Raw genomic sequence first — 17,841 nt, forward strand, 5'->3', positions numbered from 1 at the left:
ATGACCACCTCCGCATGGACCCTGCTGGTGGTCTTTCTCGTTTTACTGGGCGTGCTGGCTTGGCCGCTCGGCCGCTTCATGGCCGCGATGTGCGACAGCCGCTTGCCGCGCTGGATGCAGCGCGTCGAAGCGCCGTTGTACGCGGTGGCGGGTACGTCGCCTGACCAGTCGATGCACTGGCGCACCTATGCGCTGGCGCTGGTTGCTTTCAACACTCTCGGCGCGATCTTCGTCTACGGCTTGCAGCGCCTGCAGGCCGTGCTGCCGTTGAACCCGGCCGGCATGGCAGAGGTGTCACCGGATTCGTCGTTCAACACGGCGGTCAGCTTCGTGAGCAACACCAACTGGCAGGGCTACGCCGGCGAGTCAACCATGAGCTATCTCACGCAGATGCTCGGCCTCACGGTGCAGAACTTTCTGTCGGCGGCCACCGGCATCGCCGTCGCGTTTGCGTTGGCACGCGGCTTCGCGGCGCGGCGCACCGACGGCAAGGGCCTGGTCGGTAACTTCTGGGTCGACCTGACGCGCATCACCGTTTGGCTGTTGCTGCCGATCTCGTTCGTCATCGCAATGGTGCTCGCGGGCCAAGGCGTCATCCAGAACTTCGACGCTTACAAGACCGCGACGACGATCGAAGCACAAGCTTACCAACAGCCCAAGCTCGACGCCGGCGGTCAGCCCGTCAAGGACGCCGCTGGCGCTCCGGTGCTCGAAGACGCCAAGACCACCACGCAAACGCTCGCCATGGGTCCGGTCGCTTCGCAAGAAGCCATCAAGATGCTCGGCACCAACGGTGGCGGCTTCTTCAACGCCAACTCGGCGCACCCCTACGAGAACCCGACGGCGCTTTCCAACCTCGTGGAGATGCTGGCGATCTTCCTGATCCCGGCGGGTCTGTGCTTCACCTTCGGCCGCGTCGTGGGCGACCGGCGCCAGGGCTTCGCCGTGCTCGCGACGATGACGGTGTTGTTCGTCATCGGCGTGCTGGTCATGCTGCCGGCCGAGCATGCGGGCAACCCGTTGCTGACGTCGCTCGGTGTCGACCAGGCATCGAGTGCGATGCAGGTCGGCGGCAACATGGAAGGCAAGGAAACGCGCTTCGGCATCGATGCGTCGTCCCTCTTCGCCGTCATCACCACAGCCGCATCTTGCGGTGCTGTCAACGCGATGCACGACTCGCTTACGCCGCTCGGCGGCATGGTGCCGATGGTGATGATGCAGCTCGGTGAAGTCGTCTTCGGCGGCGTCGGCACCGGCCTGTACAGCATGCTGATCTTCGCGATCCTCGCAGTGTTCATCGCCGGCCTGATGATCGGTCGCACGCCTGAATACCTCGGCAAGAAGATCGAGGCGCACGAGATGAAGCTCACCTCGATCGCCATTCTGGTCACGCCGATGCTGGTGCTCGCAGGCACCGCCATCGCGGTCATCGCGGGGGACGGCAAGGCCGGCATCGCCAACCCTGGCGCGCACGGTTTCTCGGAAATCCTGTACGCGCTGACATCGGCGGGCAACAACAACGGCAGCGCCTTTGCCGGGCTTTCGGCCAACACGCCTTTCTACAACGGGCTGCTCGCGGTCGCGATGTGGTTCGGCCGCTTCGGCGTGATCGTGCCGGTGCTCGCCATCGCGGGTGCCCTCGCTGCCAAGAAGCGTCTGCCGGTGACCGCCGGAACCATGCCCACGCACGGGCCGCTGTTCGTGACTTTGCTGATCGGTACCGTGCTGCTGGTCGGCTTGCTCAACTACGTGCCTGCGCTCGCGCTTGGGCCGATGGTCGAGCACCTCATGCTCTATGCGACGAAATGAGCGTACTGAAATGAAGACTTCTACTTCCCTCTCCCTGTTCGACGGTGCGCTTCTCAAGCCCGCACTGTGGTCCTCCGTCACCAAGCTGAGTCCGCGCGTGCAATGGCGCAACCCGGTGATGTTCATCGTCTACATCGGCAGCATCCTGACGACGCTGCTCTGGCTGCATGCGCTGACATTTCCGGGTGACACCGGCATGCCGCCGGCGTTCGTTCTGGCCGTGTCGATCTGGCTCTGGTTCACCGTGCTCTTCGCCAACTTCGCCGAAGCGTTGGCCGAAGGCCGCAGCAAGGCGCAAGCCGCTTCCTTGCGCGGTTTGCGCAAGGACACCTGGGCCAAGAAGCTGCAGCAGCCGCACTACGGCGCGGCCTTCCTGCCCGAGCAGGCGCCCAACCTGCGCAAGGGTGACGTCGTGCTCATCGAGAGCGGCGACGTGGTGCCGCTCGATGGTGAAGTCATCGAAGGAGTGGCCTCGGTCGACGAAAGCGCCATCACCGGCGAATCGGCACCCGTGGTGCGCGAATCGGGCGGCGACTTCTCGGCCGTGACCGGTGGCACACGCGTGCTGTCCGACTGGCTGGTGGTGCGCATCTCGGTCAACCCCGGCGAGTCGTTTCTCGACCGCATGATCGGCATGGTTGAGGCTGCCAAGCGTCAGAAGACGCCGAACGAGGTCGCCCTCACCATCCTGCTGGTGGCGCTCACGCTGGTGTTCCTGATGGTCACCGTCACGCTGCTGCCGTACTCGGTGTTCAGCGTGGCCGCGGCCGGTACCGGCACGGTGGTGTCGCTCACCGCGTTGGTCGCGCTGCTGGTGTGCCTGATCCCGACGACCATCGGCGGCCTGCTGTCGGCGGTCGGCGTGGCCGGCATGAGCCGGATGATGCAAGCCAACGTCATCGCCACTTCGGGCCGCGCGGTAGAGGCCGCCGGCGACGTCGACGTGCTGTTGCTCGACAAGACCGGCACCATCACGCACGGCAACCGCCAGGCCAGCGCTTTCCTGCCGGCAGCCGGTGTCCGGCCCGAGCGGCTGGCCCGCGCCGCAGTCGTCGCCTCGCTGGCCGACGACACGCCCGAAGGCCGCAGCATCGTCGAGCTGGCACGCCGTCAGAACGTGTCCGATGCCGGCGTCGAAGGCGCGACCTTCGTGCCCTTTACCGCGCAAACGCGCATGAGCGGCGCCGACCTGCCGGCCGCGGCCAACAGTCTCGACGTCGACACCATCGCCATGCGCAAGGGCGCGGTGCACGCGGTGCAGAAGTACGTGGAAGCGCTCGGCGGCACGATGCCGCCCGATGTGCTGCGCGCATCCGAAGAAGTGTCGCGTCGTGGCAGCACGCCGCTGGCCGTGTCCGAAGGCAACCATGTGCTGGGCATCGTCGAGCTGAAGGACATCGTCAAGACCGGCATCAAGGAGCGCTTTGCCGAGCTGCGCCGCATGGGCATCAAGACGGTGATGATCACCGGCGACAACAAGCTCACCGCGGCTGCCATCGCAGCCGAAGCCGGCGTCGACGACTTTCTGGCCGAGGCCACGCCGGAAGACAAGCTCGCGCTCATCCGCCAGTACCAAGCCGACGGCCGGCTGGTCGCGATGACCGGCGACGGCACCAACGATGCACCGGCACTGGCGCAAGCCGACGTGGCGGTGGCGATGGGCAGCGGCACGCAGGCCGCGAAAGAGGCCGCCAACATGGTCGACCTCGACTCCAATCCGACCAAGCTGCTCGAAGTGGTGGAGACCGGCAAGGCCTTGCTGATGACGCGCGGCTCGCTCACCACGTTCTCCATTGCGAACGACGTGGCGAAGTACTTCGCCATCATCCCGGCGATCTTCGTGTCGACCTATCCGCAGCTCGGTGCGCTCAACGTGATGCGGCTCGCCAGCCCGTCGTCGGCCATCCTGTCGGCGGTGATCTTCAACGCGCTGGTCATCGTCTTCCTGATCCCGCTGGCGCTCAAGGGCGTGCGCTACCGGCCCGTCGGCGCTGCTGCGCTGCTGCGCCGCAACCTCGCGATCTATGGCCTCGGCGGCCTCATCGTGCCCTTCGTCGGCATCAAGCTGATCGACTGGATCCTCGTCGCCGTGCATCTCGTTTAACGGACTCATCGTCATGAAAAACATTCTTCGTCCCGCGCTGGTTCTGTTCGTCTTGCTCACCGCTCTCACCGGGCTGCTCTATCCGCTGGTCGTGACCGGCGCCGTCAAGGCGGTGTTCCCGGTGCAGGCGGCGGGCAGCATCGTCGAACGCGACGGCGTGGTCATCGGCTCGACGCTCATCGGTCAGAACTTCAGCGACCCCAAGCACTTCTGGGGACGCCCGTCGGCCACCTCGCCGATGGCCTACAACGGCGCGGCTTCGGGCGGCGCCAACCAGGGCCCGCTCAACCCGGCGCTGGTCGACGCGGTCAAGGGTCGCGTCGAAGCCCTGCGTGCTGCCGATCCTGGCAATACCGCGCCGGTGCCGGTCGATCTGGTGACCGCATCGGCCAGCGGGCTCGACCCACACATCAGCCCGGCTGCCGCGAGCTACCAGGCGGCCCGCGTGGCACGTGAGCGCGGCCTGCAACCGGCGCAAGTCGAGCAACTGGTCGCCTCGCACACCGAAGGCGCGCTGTGGGGCTTTTTGGGCGAGGCGCGCGTCAACGTGCTGGCACTTAACATGGCGATCGACGCCGCCAAGTGAGGAGCACCTGTCATGGCCTATGCCGCTTATCGAGAGAACAATGGTGTCCCGCGAATCTCGCATGCCACGCCCCGCAACGCGACCGCGTTCTGCGTGCTCGACGTGACCGTCGCCTGCGCAGATGCCGCCTGCGTACGGCGTAACGTCGCGCAGGTCGACGACACCGGCGTGGTCCGGTGCGAGCCGCTGCTGCACGACGACGGCACGCAAGAGAGCGTTGCGCCCCGCGTGCGCTTGATGATTCGCTTGCCGATCACCCGCTACACCGAGCTGCTGCACCGGTTGATCGAGTGCGTGCCTTCCGGTGAAATCGGTCGCTTGGTGAGCTGGCGCGAGCACCTCGCGCGCTGCGGGTTGCGCGATGGCCGATAGCACCTTGGTGCAGGACCTCTGGCACGGGCTGCTGGCCCTGGCGGCGTTGATGGTGCCGTTGTTGTTCGCGTGGTTCGTGCTGTCGCGCACCGCAAGGCGGCACAGGCATCCGAAGCGCAAGGACGAGTCGATGCGCTAACCTGCCCGCTCCCTGCCCACCCCGGATTCATGCAAGACCACACCCGCCCCGACCCCGACGCATTGATCGCGCAGATGCGCAACGACGAGGCGCGCGCCAAGCGCGGCAAGCTGCGCATCTACTTCGGCGCGAGTGCCGGTGTCGGCAAGACCTGGGCGATGCTGAGCGCCGCGCAACGCGAGCGCACGGCGGGCCGCGACGTGATGATCGGCGTGGTCGAAACGCATGGTCGCAGCGAGACCGCGGCGCTGCTGGTCGGGCTCGACACGTTGCCGTTGCGGCAGTTGCCGTACCGCGACCGCACGCTGCCCGAGTTTGACCTCGACGCCGCGCTGGAGCGCAAGCCCGCGGTGTTGCTGGTCGACGAACTGGCCCACACCAACGCGCCCGGGTCGCGCCATGCCAAGCGCTGGCAAGACGTGCAGGAGCTGCTGGCCGCCGGCATCGAGGTCTGGTCCGCCCTCAACGTGCAGCACCTGGAAAGCCTGAACGGCACGGTCGGCGCCATCACCGGCGTGCGCGTGCACGAGACCGTGCCCGACACCGTGCTCGACGAAGCCGACGAGGTGGTGCTGGTCGACGTCACGCCCGACGAGCTCACCGCACGACTGGCAGCCGGCAAGGTCTATTTGCCCCAGCAGGCCGAGCGCGCGGCGAAGAACTTCTTTCGCAAGGGCAACCTGATCGCGCTGCGCGAGATCGCGTTGCGACGCACCGCCGAGCACGTCGAAGACGACATGCGCGGCTGGCGCGTGGAGCAGTCCGGTGCGACCGCGCTGCAGGCGTGGAACACCTCGGGCGCCATCCTCGCCTGCGTCGGTCCGCACGAAGGCTCTGCGCAAACCGTGCGCACCGCCGCGCGACTGGCCGGCCAGCTCAACGTGCGCTGGCACGCCGCGTATGTCGAAACACCGCGGCTGCAACGGCTCGACGCGGCGCAGCGCGACCGCATCCTCGCGGTGCTCAAGCTGGCCGAAGAACTGGGCGCTGCAACCGCGGTGCTCACCGGCGCCGACATCGCGCAACAGCTGACGGCTGAAGCGCAGCGGCTCAACTGCGCCACGATGGTCATTGGCCGACCCGAGGCCGCGACAGGATGGCGCCTCCTGGTGTCGCGCATGTGGCTTCAGCCCGCGCTGGCGCTTTCATTGGCCGAGCAGGCGCCAGCGCTCGACATCGTCGAAGTCGGGCGTGCCGACAGCACCCGCCGACTGGCCTGCGCCCCCCTCGGCCTCGGCCACCGCGCTGGGAACGGCGACCGCGACGATGGCAGCAACAGCAACCACGCGGCCGATGACGACGACGATGCCGACCGGCCGCGCGCCCAATGGCCCGGCTATGCGCTGGCAGCGGCGAGCAGTGTGGCGATCACCCTGGTCGCGACGCCGCTGCTCGGCGTGCTGGAACTGACCAACATCGTCATGCTTTTTCTGCTGGGCGTGGTGGGCATCGCGATGCGCTTCGGTCGCGGCCCTTCAGCCTTGGCGGCGCTGCTCAACGTGGCGGCGTTCGACTACTTCTTCGTGCCGCCACGGCATTCCTTCGCGGTCAGCGACGTGCAGTACGTCGTGACCTTCGCGGTGATGCTGGGCGTTGGCTTGCTGATCGGCCAGTTGACCGCGGGCTTGCGCTTCGCAGTGGGCGTGTCGACCAGCCGCGAGCGGCGCGCGCAGTCGCTGTTCGAGCTCACGCGCGAACTGTCGGCCGCGCTGGAAAGCACGCAGGTGGTGGCGCTCGGCGCCGCTGCGGTGCAACGCCATTTCGGCGGTCGGGCTCTCGTGTTGGTAACCGACGCGACCGACCAGCTGGTGCGCCCGCTGGCGCCGCCGCCCGGCTTCGACGCGAGCGTGGCCGACTGGGCGTTTCGGCAAGGCCAGCCGGCTGGCCTTGCGACCGCCACGCTGGCCGCGCAGCCCTGGCACTACGTGCCGCTGAAGGCGCCGATGCGGGTGCGCGGCGTGCTCGCGCTCGAACCCGCGCGACCGCGCTGGCTGCTCATCCCCGAGCAGGCGCAACAGCTCGCCACGCTGGCGCGGCAGATCGCGATCGCGCTGGAGCGCGTGCACTATGTCGAGGTCGCGCAGGGGGCGGTGGTCGAGATGGAATCCGAGCGCCTGCGCAACGCCTTGCTCGGCGCCATTTCGCACGACGTCCGCACCCCACTGACCGCATTGATCGCGCTGGCCGAGTCGCTGCAAACCTTGCCACCCGACCAGCATGCCGAGGCTGCCCGCGCCATCGTCGCGCAGGCGCGCCAGCTGCATGCGTTGGTCAATAACCTGCTGGACATGGCGCGGCTGGAGAGCGGTGGTGGCGCCGTCAATTTGCGGCGCGATTGGCAGTCGGTCGAAGAGGTGATCGGCTCGGCCATTCGGGCGGCACGACCCGCACTCGGCGACTGGCCGGTGCAAACCGCGCTGGCGCCCGACCTGCCGCTGGTCGAATTCGATGCGGTGCTGATCGAGCGCGTGCTGGCCAACCTGCTGGAGAACGCGGTCAAGTACGGCGCACAGCCGGTGGTCGTGAGCGCCACCGTCACGCCCGTTTCGCTGGTGCTGACGGTGCGCGATCACGGGCCCGGTCTGCCCGCCGCCCTGCACGGCAACGAGCAAACGCTGTTCGACAAGTTCACCCGCGGCCAGGCCGAGTCGGCCACGCCGGGCGTGGGGCTGGGCCTGGCGATTTGCAAGGCGGTGGTGAATGCGCATGGGGGTGACATCGCTGCGATGAATGCGGTCACTGATGCCGAAGGTGGCGGCGCAGAATTCACCGTCACCCTGCCGCGCCGTGCGCCGCCAGCACTGCCCGAACTGCCATCGTCATGAGCACCACGCCTCGTCCCCTGCAGCCCACCGCCATCGTGATCGAAGACGAGCCGCAGATTCGTCGGTTCGTGCGCGGTGCGCTCGAATCCGAAGGCTGGCTGGTGCATGAAGCCGCGACGCTGCGCGATGGCCTCGCCGCCGCCGGCACGCGCCAGCCCGACCTGCTGGTGCTCGACCTCGGCCTGCCCGACGGCGACGGCGTGACGTTGATCCGCGATGTGCGCGGCTGGTCGGGCGTGCCGATCATCGTGCTGTCGGCCCGCACCGACGAGGCCGACAAGATCGCCGCACTCGACGCCGGTGCCGACGACTACCTCACCAAGCCCTTCGGCACCGGCGAACTGCTGGCGCGCGTGCGCGCCAACCTGCGCCGGCCGCGTGCGGGGAGTGCAGGCAGTGACGAGCCCGAGGCGCTGTTTCGCTTCGGCGAGATCGAGGTCGACAGGGCCGCACGGCTGGTCCGACGCGCGGGTGCCGAGGTGCATCTGACGCCCACCGAATACCGCCTGCTGACCGTGCTGGTCGCGAACGTCGGCCGCGTGATCACGCAGCGGCAATTGCTGCGCGAGGTGTGGGGTCCGTCGCATTCCGACCAGAGCCATTACCTGCGCATCTACATGGGACATCTGCGGCAGAAGCTGGAGGCCGATCCGGCGCAGCCACGGCATTTGTTGACTGAGACGGCTGTGGGGTATCGGCTCGTGGTTTAGGGGTGGTCTGCACAACGCACGCGACGCTTTCGATTGAATGAATAGCGCCATGGCGATGCCTCCAAACACCTGGATAGGGGAGCCTTGCAGTTCATTTGCTGCGCAGCGTAGTCGCTTGATTACATGGAACGGATGCTCAACCTTGGCACAGCTGCCGCCGCCTGAACTTGAGCCGCGTGGTGGCGTCGGGCCCCGATTCGCGCTACAGGTCGGTGCTCACGAAGTCGTGCATTGATTGGCTGAAGTACAGGGCATCTTCCAGTGCCTCGCCGTCCAGCGCTTACCACTGCGGCAAGCAATAGGTGTGCAGCATCCTTAGCACACCAATGGGCTGACGACCCACCCGTCCACTGGTGGGGTACAGCGGCTCGATCACGGCAATCAAGCGGGCCCAGGGCACGACGCGATCCATCTCGGAGAGAAACTTCTCGCGGCGCGTCCGCTTCTTCTTCAATGCATATTCGGCGCCAGCAAAGCTGAGTTGAATCATGCTCGTTGCCTTCGAAATCAGGTCCTCTCATGCATGCATCTGCACGCTGGTATCAATCAATAAACCAGTGTCTCCCTAATTCATCTGGAGCAGTAGATTAGCGTGAGCTGCGTTCAGTGTCCAAGATGCTTTCCGAAGAAGCTGGCGATCTCGTCGAACGCTTCTTTTGTCTCGGGCACACGATCGTCGAATTGATATTGGGCATGCGATTGCCCCTCAAAGACGACCAGATCGGCGGGTACGCCTGCCCTGCGGAGCTCACGGTGGACCCGAACGGTATTGCTCAACAGAAGGTCGCGCGTTCCTGTGGTCAGTATTGCGGGAGGGAAGCCGTGCATATCGCCATAGACTGGAGAGAGCAGCGGATCCTTGAGGTCGTGGCCTTTGGCGTAAATCAGAGTCCCGGCATCGCAGAAGCCGTCACGGGACACAAGAATATTGTCGACCTTCTCGTTGGTGTAGAAGCTGTCGCCGGTCTTCGTCACGTCAGACATCGGCGTCCCAGGAGCAATGGCGCCCGGTACGGGGAGTCCTTGCGCCCGCGCGCTCAACACCATTTCGAGTGTCAATGCGCCACCGGCCGACGTTCCAAAAAATGCGACATTCTTTGAAGGCGTGTTTTTCAAAACAGCCTTGTAAACGTTCACCGCGTCATCTAGCGCAGCGGGGAAATAAGCCTCCGGGGGCATGCGATAGTCGACAGAGATAACTTTATAGTGCCCGAAGCCGGCCATCATGATGGCCTCTGTCGTACCGGATTCGCCGGGAAAAAGAACATAACAGCCGCCGTGCACGTGGATCAGAACCTTGTCGCGGTTTTCTGGTGGAATTACATCGGGCGTAATGGTGAACACTTTGACGCCATCGACTGTTGACGCCGTTGACTTTACATGCAGCCGTTCAAGCATTCCCGGAATTCCTTTGACGGCGTTAGCGGCCTGGACATCTGCATACTTTCTTGCCTCATCACCGGTTTTCCAAAGCTTGTCCCAATCTGGGTTCAGCGGCGCTGCAATAAAGGCTTGCATGCCGGTGCTGATGCCTGCGGTCGGTACGGGCAAGCTCTTGGCAGGGACCTGTAGTGGTGAAGCGATGTCGGCTGCAAAAGCATGCTGGGCAGCCAGTATCGAAGCGGCCAAAAATATTGTCTTTATGGTGCTCATGCGAGGTCTTTCGTTCTGGGAAAATTGATTTCGTGCAGTCGCGGAGAAAACTGTGCATCACCGTTTGACTTCAACAGATCGCGCTATCTGCAGATGGATATTCGTACTGGCTTCTCTATTGGCTCGTGTCCGTAACACTCGCTTCTAGGCCGTATCGAAGGCGCCAGATCGGCGCCCGTCGTCGACGGCACTCAGTGACTATGGGGCCGCCGGGACTTTTTCAACGGGAGCGCTAGTTAAGCAATGATTAACGTTTGTTTAACAATAAAGACGTGTTGGCGCCGGCCGCAAATTGACCTCAGGGGGGTCAAGATTCAACCGGTACAGACCGGTCAAGCCTTACCGCTTCGGTCCACGCCCGCCACCGGCGCTTGGCGAATCGAATTCGCACTTCGTCGCAAGGCACGCGACCGTCTGCAAGGCCATCCAGACAATCGCCGATGTCGTCTCCACTGAAGGCCATCACCATGAATACGTTCACCTCCAAACTGCGCTCCGCCGCCGCCGCCATTGGCACCACCATCGCACTCACGCTCGCCGGCACCTGCGTTCATGCCGCAGGCTTCCAACGCGGCTTTGCCGCCGACCCCGATGGCAAACCATTGGAGATCGGCATCTGGTACCCGAGCGAGGCCACGACCCAGCCGGTGACGATGGGGCCCACGACGATGAGCGTTGCGGTCGACGGCCCGGTGCAAGGCAAGACGCTGCCGCTGGTGGTGATGTCGCATGGAAACGGCGGCTCGTTTCTCGGGCACTACGACACGGCCATTGCGCTGGCCGACGCGGGCTTCGTCGTTGCGGCCGTCACCCACACGGGGGACAACTACGCAGACCAGAGCCGCAGCACCGACGTGATGGACCGGCCGCGCCACATGAGCAGGGTGATCGACCACATGCTGTCGACCTGGGATGGCCGCGCCACGATCGATGCGGCGCGCATCGGCATGTTCGGCTTTTCTTCGGGTGGATTCACCACGCTGGTGAGCATCGGGGGCCTTCCGGATTTCTCGACAATCGGGCCGATGTGCCGCCAGTACCCCGGCGACTTCGCATGCCAGCTCATCGCCAAGAGCGGCGGCAATGTCACGGCGCCGCCCACGTCCGCAACAGCCCGTGCGGCCGACCCTCGCATCAAGGCCGCGGTGGTAGCCGCACCCGCGCTCGGCTTCGCTTTTTCTCCGGACGGGCTCACGAACGTCAAGGTGCCCGTGCAGCTATGGCGCGCCGAAAACGATCTGATCCTCCCGCACCCGCGGTATGCCGAAGCGGTGCGGCTCGCGCTGCCGGACGCGCGGCAGATGCTGGACTACCGCGTCGTTCCCAATGCCGGGCACTACGACTTTCTGGTGCAGTGCAGCAGTGCCCTGGCGTCGATCGCGCCCGCCATTTGCAGCAGTGCCGCAGGCTTCGACCGGGCAGCGTTTCACGCCAGCTTCAATACGGCGGTCGTGGGCTTTTTCAGCAGGACGATAGGCGTCGGTTCTAGCAGCTGATCCGGCCGATCGTAACGGCGAGGGTCCGTCGAGCTCATTCAGCACTTGCGGCGGATGCGCAGGGGCCACACCGGATGGAAACTCGGGCTTTCTGCTGACGAAGGAAATCGCTGCTGACGAGATAATTTCGCCAGCCATGACTACCGACTTCACCACGCCCGCTTTACTCGCAGCTTCCAGCACGTCTGTCTTCGATTCGGGCGGCGGTGTCATGGGCGCCCGGTTGCGCGTTTTCGACTGGTCGGGCACGCCCCTCGGCGCCATCGAAGGCTGGACGGGCGCGCTGCGTGTCGCGGTCGATCTCATGATGTCGTCGCACTTTCCGTCGTGCTTGTTCTGGGGCCCGGACCTGGTGGCCATCTACAACAACGGCTACCTTCCCATGCTCGGCGAAAAGCCGGAGGCGCTGGGGCAGCCCATGCGGGTTACGTGGCACGAGACGTGGGATCAACTTGAGCCGATCGCTGACAAGGCGCTCAGAGGCGAGTCGACCTACATCGAAAACTTCATGATCACCATCGACCGGCATGGCTATCTTGAAGATGCGTACTTCACCTTCTGCTACAGCCCGGTGCGTGACGATCGCGGCCGCATCGTGGCGTTGCTGGACACGGTCACGGAAACGACGGCGCAGGTGCAAGCGGCGCGAAACGCGGTCGACGAACGCGGGCGGCTGCAGCACCTGCTCCAGCAAATGCCGGGCTTCGTGGCCTTGCTCAACGGAGCGTCCCATGTGTACGGCTACGTCAACGACGCGTACATCGCCGTCGCCGGCGCGCGAAACTATCTGGGCAGGACGGTGCGCGATGTCCTCCCCGACCTGGGAGGCCAGGGCTTCTAAGAAATGCTCGATGGCGTCTATGCGACCGGCGAAGCGGTCCACGCCAAAGCCCTGCCGATCCGGCTGACCGGCCTCAGCACCTTGCGCTATATCGACCTCCTGTTAGAGCCGATGCGCGATGCTCAGGGCCAGGTCAGCGGCATCTTCGTGGGCGGGTATGACATCACAGACCGGGTCGAAGCCGAGGCCCGGCTGAGCGATCTGAATGCCGAGCTCGAGCGCAAGGTGATCGAGCGTTCGCAGGCGCGTGGGCGTACCTGGCAGGCCAGCCCCGATCTGCTGGGTGCGCTCAACAGCGAAGGCTATTTCCAGACATCCAATCCCGCGTGGCAGTCGATGCTGGGCTGGACCGAGCAAGAAGTCACCAGCATGTCGATCTTCGAACTCTTGCATCCGGACGATGTGGAGCGCACGCGCAGCGGATTCAACCTGACCCAGCACGGGCAGCCCGCCATCCGGTTCCCCAACCGGTACCGGTGCAAAGATGGTGGCTACCGATGGATTTCGTGGGTCGGCGTGCCCGAGGACGGCCTGGTTTATTGCAGCGGTCGTGACATCACCGACGAGATGGAGCAGGCCGAAGCGCTCGAACGTACGGAAGACGCGCTCCGGCAGGCGCAGAAGATGGAGGCGCTGGGCCAGCTCACCGGTGGCATCGCGCACGACTTCAACAACATGTTGCAGGGCATCGTCATGCCGCTGCAATTGATCCGTAAACGGATCGAGGCCGGGCGCTATGACGGGCTCGACCGGTATGTGCAGGCCGGGCTGGAATCCGCTCGGCGGGCAGCGTCGATCACGCAGCGCCTGCTCGCGTTTTCTCGTCGTCAACCGTTGGCCAACCAGAACGTCGAAGTCGCCGGCACGCTGTTGGGGCTGGAGGAGATCATCCGCAATGCGGCGGGCGAAAACATCGGGATCTTCATTCGTATCGAGGCCGGGGTATGGAACGTGATGACCGATGCGCACCAGTTCGAAAGCGCCATCATCAACCTCGTCATCAACGCGCGGGACGCCTTGCCCAACGGGGGCGAGGTCACCCTCAGCGCACGCAACGTGCACATCGGCACGACAGAAGCGCGCTTCACGGAAGGTCTGGACAGCGGCGACTATGTCCAGGTCGACGTGCGCGACACGGGGATCGGGATGCCGCCCGACGTCCTGGCAAGGGCGTTCGAACCTTTCTTCACGACCAAGCCGATGGGGCAGGGGACCGGGTTGGGCCTGTCGATGATCTACGGCTATGCGAGACAGTCTCGGGGTACCGTCATCATCGAAAGTATCGAGGGCTCTGGCACCTGCGTGCAACTCTATCTGCCGCGTTCCACATCGGCCGAAACCCGCAAGGGGGAGGGGCCGGTCGCCACCCCGTCACGGTCCACCGCCGCGCGCTGCATTCTTGTGGTGGAGGACGACAACGTGGTGCGTCGCATGGTCGTGGAACTGCTGCGCGACCACGGCTATCAGGTGCTGGAAGCTGGCGACGGCGCCGCCGGCATGGCGCTGCTCGAGGGCTCGATCGCGGTGGACTTGTTGCTCTCCGACGTGGGCTTGCCGGGGCCGAATGGCCGGCAGCTTGCAGACTTCGCCCAGTCCCGCTTCCCGGAGATGAAGATCATTCTGATGACGGGCTACGCCGCGCACGTCGCGACCGACACGGCACAACTGAATCAGGGCGTCGTGCTAATGATCAAGCCGTTCGATGCCGACACTTTGCTCGCCAAAGTCTCGACCGTCCTCGCACTGCGAGAAGCTGTGGGCGCACTGCATTGATCAAGGATGCTTGCTGCACCCGGCGTGGAGATCCCGGGCCGGGCTTTGCTACGTCGCAGCCTGTAGGGCGGGTAACAGGCGGTCGTACTCGTGCCTCACCACGGCATAGCATTCGCAGGTGCGCGCTTCCAGTCCTTCCCGGTCCAGCACGGTGATCTTGCCGCGCGCATAGCGGATGAGTTTGCTTTTCTTGAGCTTGTTGGCGGCTTCGGTTACGCCTTCGCGGCGCACGCCGAGCATGTTGCCGATGAGCTCTTGCGTCATCACCAATTGGTCGCCTTCCAGCCGGTCGAGACTTAGCAGGAGCCAGCGGCAAAGCTGCTGGTCGAGCGAGTGATGGCGATTGCACACGGCGGTTTGCGACATCTGAGCGATGAGCGCCTGCGTGTACCTCAGCAAGAGGTGCATGGCCGGCCCGCCGCGCTCGAACTCCTGTTTCAGTGCGCTCGCGGGCAATCGAAATCCGTGGCCTCCGCTTTGCACCACGATCCGGCTCGTGGCAGAGCCTCCGCCCATAAAAAGCGAGATTCCGACAATTCCCTCGTTACCGACCACAGCCACTTCGGCAGAGGCGCCCGTGTCCATCACGTACAGCAAGGACACGATGGCCGTCGTCGGGAAGTAGACGAACTTCATCGTCTGGTTGGATTCGGCCAGGACCAGGCCCAGGGGCAACGCGACAAACTCAAGGTCGGAAGACCAGCGCTCGCGCTCTGCTGCACTCAATTTCGCCAAAAGCAAATTGGCTTTCAGATCCTCGCTGGGGAGCGTTTTGATTGCCATGAGGACTCCGGTGGTGGGCCGGTCAAGTTGAAACTCAGGAGAAGTTAAAACTTCTGACCACGCTTGAAAATACGACTTGCGGCTAATCTGGCTTGTCGGGAATTAGCCCGATTCATGCGTCGGTCGAAGCCTGAGCCAGCTGCTGGACGCGGCTGCTCGGCGCGATGACACGTTCAGCACCCTTTGGTGATTGCACGAAGGCGTCGCGCTGACTGTGGCAAGGTGCCGATCGGGGATAATTTCTGGGGATAGTTTCTGGCGGCCGAGCGATGCGTTTGCAACGCTGCCTCAACCGGTCGAAGGAGACCTTATGGACGTCGCACGCCGCAACAACGTCAAAATTCTGGGCGATGGCCCGGCCACCATGGTTTTCTCGCATGGGTTCGGTTGCGACCAGAACATGTGGCGCTTTCTGGCGCCGCAGTACTCGGCTCGCTTCAAGACGATCACGTTCGACCTGGTCGGCGCGGGCGGGTCCGATGTCACCGCCTACGACCCCAAAAAGTACGCCTCGCTGTCGGGCTACGCGGACGACCTGCTGGAAATCGTCGATCAGTTTGCGACCGGCCCGGTGATTTTTGTCGGCCATTCGGTCAGCGCGATGGTGGGCATGCTGGCCGGCATCCGCGAGCCAGAAAAATTTGCTGCGCACGTCATGTTCGGGCCTTCGCCTTGCTACATCAACGATGGCGACTACGTGGGCGGTTTCTCGCGTGAAGACATCGACTCGCTGCTCGACACGCTGGAGTCGAACTATCTGGGCTGGGCCAGCAGCATGGCACCCGCCATCATGGGCGCGCCGACGCAGCCGGAACTCGGAGAGGAGTTGACCAACAGCTTTTGCCGCACCGACCCCGACATCGCCAAACATTTCGCACGCGTGACCTTCATGGGAGACAACCGTGCCGACGTGGGGAGGCTGATCGCGCCGACGCTGGTCGTGCAGTCCAGCGACGACCTCATCGCACCTTTGTCGGTCGGCGAATATCTGAAACGCACACTGCCCAACGGCATGCTGCGCGTCGTCGAGAACGTGGGCCATTGCCCGCACCTGAGCGCACCCTGCGCCAGCGCCGACGTGATGGACGAGTTCCTCGCGACGCTGGGACGTTGACGAATGCCTGAGCAGTTGCCCACGTTGCCGGGTGCGGATCAGCTTTTTGAGGAATTCCCCAGCGGGCTGCTCGTCACCAGCACGACCGGCCTGATCCTGAAGGTGAACCGTACGTTCTGCACCTGGGTGGGCATGCCGGCAGAAGAGCTGGTCGGGCTCAAGCGCCTGCAGGAGCTTTTCACCATGGGGGGCAGGATCTTTCACCAGACGCACTGGCTACCGACGTTGCAGATGCAGGGGTCGCTGTCCGAGGTCAAGTTCGAAGTGCGCCACAAGGACGGCCGCACCATACCGATGATGATGAATGCGATCCGTCGCGTCGGGACGTCGGGCAGCTACGACGAGATAGCCGTCGCGGTCGCAGAAGAACGCAACAAGTACGAACGCGAGCTGGTCTCCGCGCGCAAGCGGGCGGACGAACTGGTCCTGAAGGAACGAAGCGCGCAAGAAGACCTGACCATCAGCCAGGCCCGATTGCGACAGGCCCTGCGCATCGGTGCCCTGTTTCTTTGGGAGGTCGATGTGGCGAGTGGGCGCAGGCGCTATGAAGACGAAGCCGCCCGCCTGCTCGGGTTCGAGGCGCCGCGCGCTGTTACCGATGTCATGTACGCCAGCGCCATCGCGCCGCACGACCGCGAAAAGGAAGCCGAGGCGTTTGCACATGCCATCGAGAGGACGCTCGACGGTTACCAGTGCACCTACCGTCTGAACGGCGTCGACGGCGTCCAGCGCACGGTCGTGTCGTCAGGCCAGGGCTTCTTTGACCAGGAGGGCGCCTTGATCCAGTTCGTCGGAATATTGAGCGACGTGACAGAGCCGACGCGGCAGCGCGCGCTGGCCGAAGACCGGGCATTGTTTGCCGAGCAGATGGTCGGCATCGTGAGCCACGATCTGCGCAATCCGCTCTCTGCCATCCTGATGGGAATCAAGCTGCTTGCGCATGAGGAGACGGCGCCCGGCAAGGTGCGCGTGCTGGGGCACGTGACAAGTTCTGCCACTCGGGCGCAGCGGCTGATCGAAGAGCTGCTCGACTTCACCCAGGCGCGCGTAGGACGGGGCATAGCGGTCGTCCCCAGGCCCTTCGACCTGCACGCTTGCATCGCCACGATCGTCGAGGAGCTGGCGCTGGCCTTCCCCGATCGAAAGATCGTCCACCAGCGACTGGGCGAAGGGCGAGTCGTCGCAGACCCGGACCGCATTGCTCAACTGGTGGGCAATCTGGTGGGGAACGCGATGGCTTACGGCACACCGGGTGGAACCGTCACGGTCAGTTCGTCGACCGACCAAGTCACCGCGAGCCTTCGGGTGCACAACACTGGCGACGTCATTCCGGACGTGCAGATTGCATCGCTCTTCGAGCCGATGGTGCGTGGTGTTCCCGGTGACAGCGGAATACGCAGCGTCGGCCTGGGCCTGTATATCGTCAAGGCCATCGCGGCGGCGCACCGCGGTGGCGTGACCGTCACGTCCTCGCGGGATCAGGGGACCGAGTTCGTCTTCACGTTCCCGCGTATTTCCTGAAATTGTGCGTCGCGCTGCCTTACAACCCTGCGCGCACCAGCACCACCATGAGCATCGACACGCCGCCCATCGCAAGCGCCAGGGCGATCTGGCTCCATCTGCCGTCCATAATTTT

Annotated in this window: 14 protein-coding genes and 1 pseudogene; 12 read left to right on the forward strand and 3 right to left on the reverse strand. The window is 64.5% G+C overall.

Features of this window, described 5'->3' with window-relative positions:
• Genes kdpA through kdpE form a run of 7 tightly spaced genes read left to right on the forward strand, consistent with a single transcriptional unit; the run spans nt 1 to nt 8,545 of the window.
• Nucleotides 1-1,809, forward strand: a complete 1,809-nt coding sequence (gene kdpA / locus RCH10_RS11510) for a potassium-transporting ATPase subunit KdpA (RefSeq protein ID WP_409052447.1) — start codon at nt 1-3, stop codon at nt 1,807-1,809.
• Between the two features lie 10 nt (nt 1,810-1,819).
• The gene (kdpB, locus tag RCH10_RS11515) at nt 1,820-3,913 is read left to right on the forward strand and encodes a potassium-transporting ATPase subunit KdpB (RefSeq protein ID WP_409052448.1); all 2,094 of its coding nucleotides are present in this window, start codon (nt 1,820-1,822) and stop codon (nt 3,911-3,913) included.
• 13 nt (nt 3,914-3,926) lie between these two features.
• Nucleotides 3,927-4,499 (forward strand): potassium-transporting ATPase subunit KdpC, encoded by a 573-nt coding sequence (gene kdpC, locus RCH10_RS11520; RefSeq protein WP_409052449.1) that lies wholly within the window; start codon nt 3,927-3,929, stop codon nt 4,497-4,499.
• Between the two features lie 12 nt (nt 4,500-4,511).
• Nucleotides 4,512-4,871 carry a hypothetical protein gene (locus tag RCH10_RS11525; protein ID WP_187054152.1) on the forward strand — a complete coding sequence of 120 codons (360 nt, stop codon included), beginning with the start codon at nt 4,512-4,514 and terminating at the stop codon, nt 4,869-4,871.
• Complete coding sequence (locus RCH10_RS11530; protein ID WP_409052450.1) at nt 4,861-5,010, forward strand: hypothetical protein; 150 nt, start codon at nt 4,861-4,863, stop codon at nt 5,008-5,010. Before RCH10_RS11525 ends, RCH10_RS11530 begins: the two co-directional genes overlap by 11 nt.
• Before the next feature lie 29 nt (nt 5,011-5,039).
• Nucleotides 5,040-7,835: a DUF4118 domain-containing protein gene (locus RCH10_RS11535; protein WP_409052451.1), complete on the forward strand. Its 2,796-nt coding sequence runs from the start codon at nt 5,040-5,042 to the stop codon at nt 7,833-7,835.
• Nucleotides 7,832-8,545, forward strand: a complete 714-nt coding sequence (gene kdpE, locus RCH10_RS11540; RefSeq protein ID WP_409052452.1) for a two-component system response regulator KdpE — start codon at nt 7,832-7,834, stop codon at nt 8,543-8,545. Before RCH10_RS11535 ends, kdpE begins: the two co-directional genes overlap by 4 nt.
• 205 nt (nt 8,546-8,750) lie before the next feature.
• On the opposite strand, the pseudogene RCH10_RS11545 reads toward kdpE, so the two are convergent.
• Nucleotides 8,751-9,035, reverse strand: a pseudogene (locus RCH10_RS11545) (IS5/IS1182 family transposase); the annotation flags it as partial.
• A 113-nt stretch (nt 9,036-9,148) separates the two neighbouring features.
• A complete protein-coding gene (locus RCH10_RS11550; protein WP_409052453.1) occupies nt 9,149-10,198 on the reverse strand; it encodes an alpha/beta hydrolase in 1,050 nt (349 codons plus the stop codon).
• Nucleotides 10,199-10,665: 467 nt separating this feature from the next.
• On the opposite strand from RCH10_RS11550, the gene RCH10_RS11555 reads away from it, so the two are divergent.
• The 3 genes from RCH10_RS11555 to RCH10_RS11565 all read left to right on the forward strand — a co-directional run bounded on the left by RCH10_RS11555 (nt 10,666) and on the right by RCH10_RS11565 (nt 14,308).
• The gene (locus tag RCH10_RS11555; RefSeq protein ID WP_409052454.1) at nt 10,666-11,694 is read left to right on the forward strand and encodes an alpha/beta hydrolase family protein; all 1,029 of its coding nucleotides are present in this window, start codon (nt 10,666-10,668) and stop codon (nt 11,692-11,694) included.
• A 136-nt stretch (nt 11,695-11,830) separates the two neighbouring features.
• Nucleotides 11,831-12,535 (forward strand): hypothetical protein, encoded by a 705-nt coding sequence (locus RCH10_RS11560; RefSeq protein ID WP_409052455.1) that lies wholly within the window; start codon nt 11,831-11,833, stop codon nt 12,533-12,535.
• A 3-nt stretch (nt 12,536-12,538) separates the two neighbouring features.
• Nucleotides 12,539-14,308, forward strand: a complete 1,770-nt coding sequence (locus RCH10_RS11565) for an ATP-binding protein (protein WP_409052456.1) — start codon at nt 12,539-12,541, stop codon at nt 14,306-14,308.
• Nucleotides 14,309-14,356: 48 nt separating this feature from the next.
• Here RCH10_RS11565 and RCH10_RS11570 read toward each other — a convergent pair whose 3' ends face one another.
• Complete coding sequence (locus RCH10_RS11570; protein WP_409052457.1) at nt 14,357-15,091, reverse strand: Crp/Fnr family transcriptional regulator; 735 nt, start codon at nt 15,089-15,091, stop codon at nt 14,357-14,359.
• A gap of 310 nt (nt 15,092-15,401) precedes the next feature.
• Here RCH10_RS11570 and RCH10_RS11575 point away from each other — a divergent pair, with 310 nt between their 5' ends.
• Both RCH10_RS11575 and RCH10_RS11580 read left to right on the forward strand, forming a co-directional pair.
• A complete protein-coding gene (locus RCH10_RS11575) occupies nt 15,402-16,205 on the forward strand; it encodes an alpha/beta fold hydrolase (protein ID WP_409052458.1) in 804 nt (267 codons plus the stop codon).
• Nucleotides 16,206-16,208: 3 nt separating this feature from the next.
• Nucleotides 16,209-17,726, forward strand: coding sequence for an ATP-binding protein (locus RCH10_RS11580; protein ID WP_409052459.1), 1,518 nt, complete (start codon nt 16,209-16,211; stop codon nt 17,724-17,726).
• Nucleotides 17,727-17,841: the final 115 nt, after the last annotated feature.

The organism is Variovorax sp. GrIS 2.14, from assembly GCF_046115955.1.
Taxonomy (GTDB): Bacteria; Pseudomonadota; Gammaproteobacteria; order Burkholderiales; family Burkholderiaceae_C; genus Variovorax.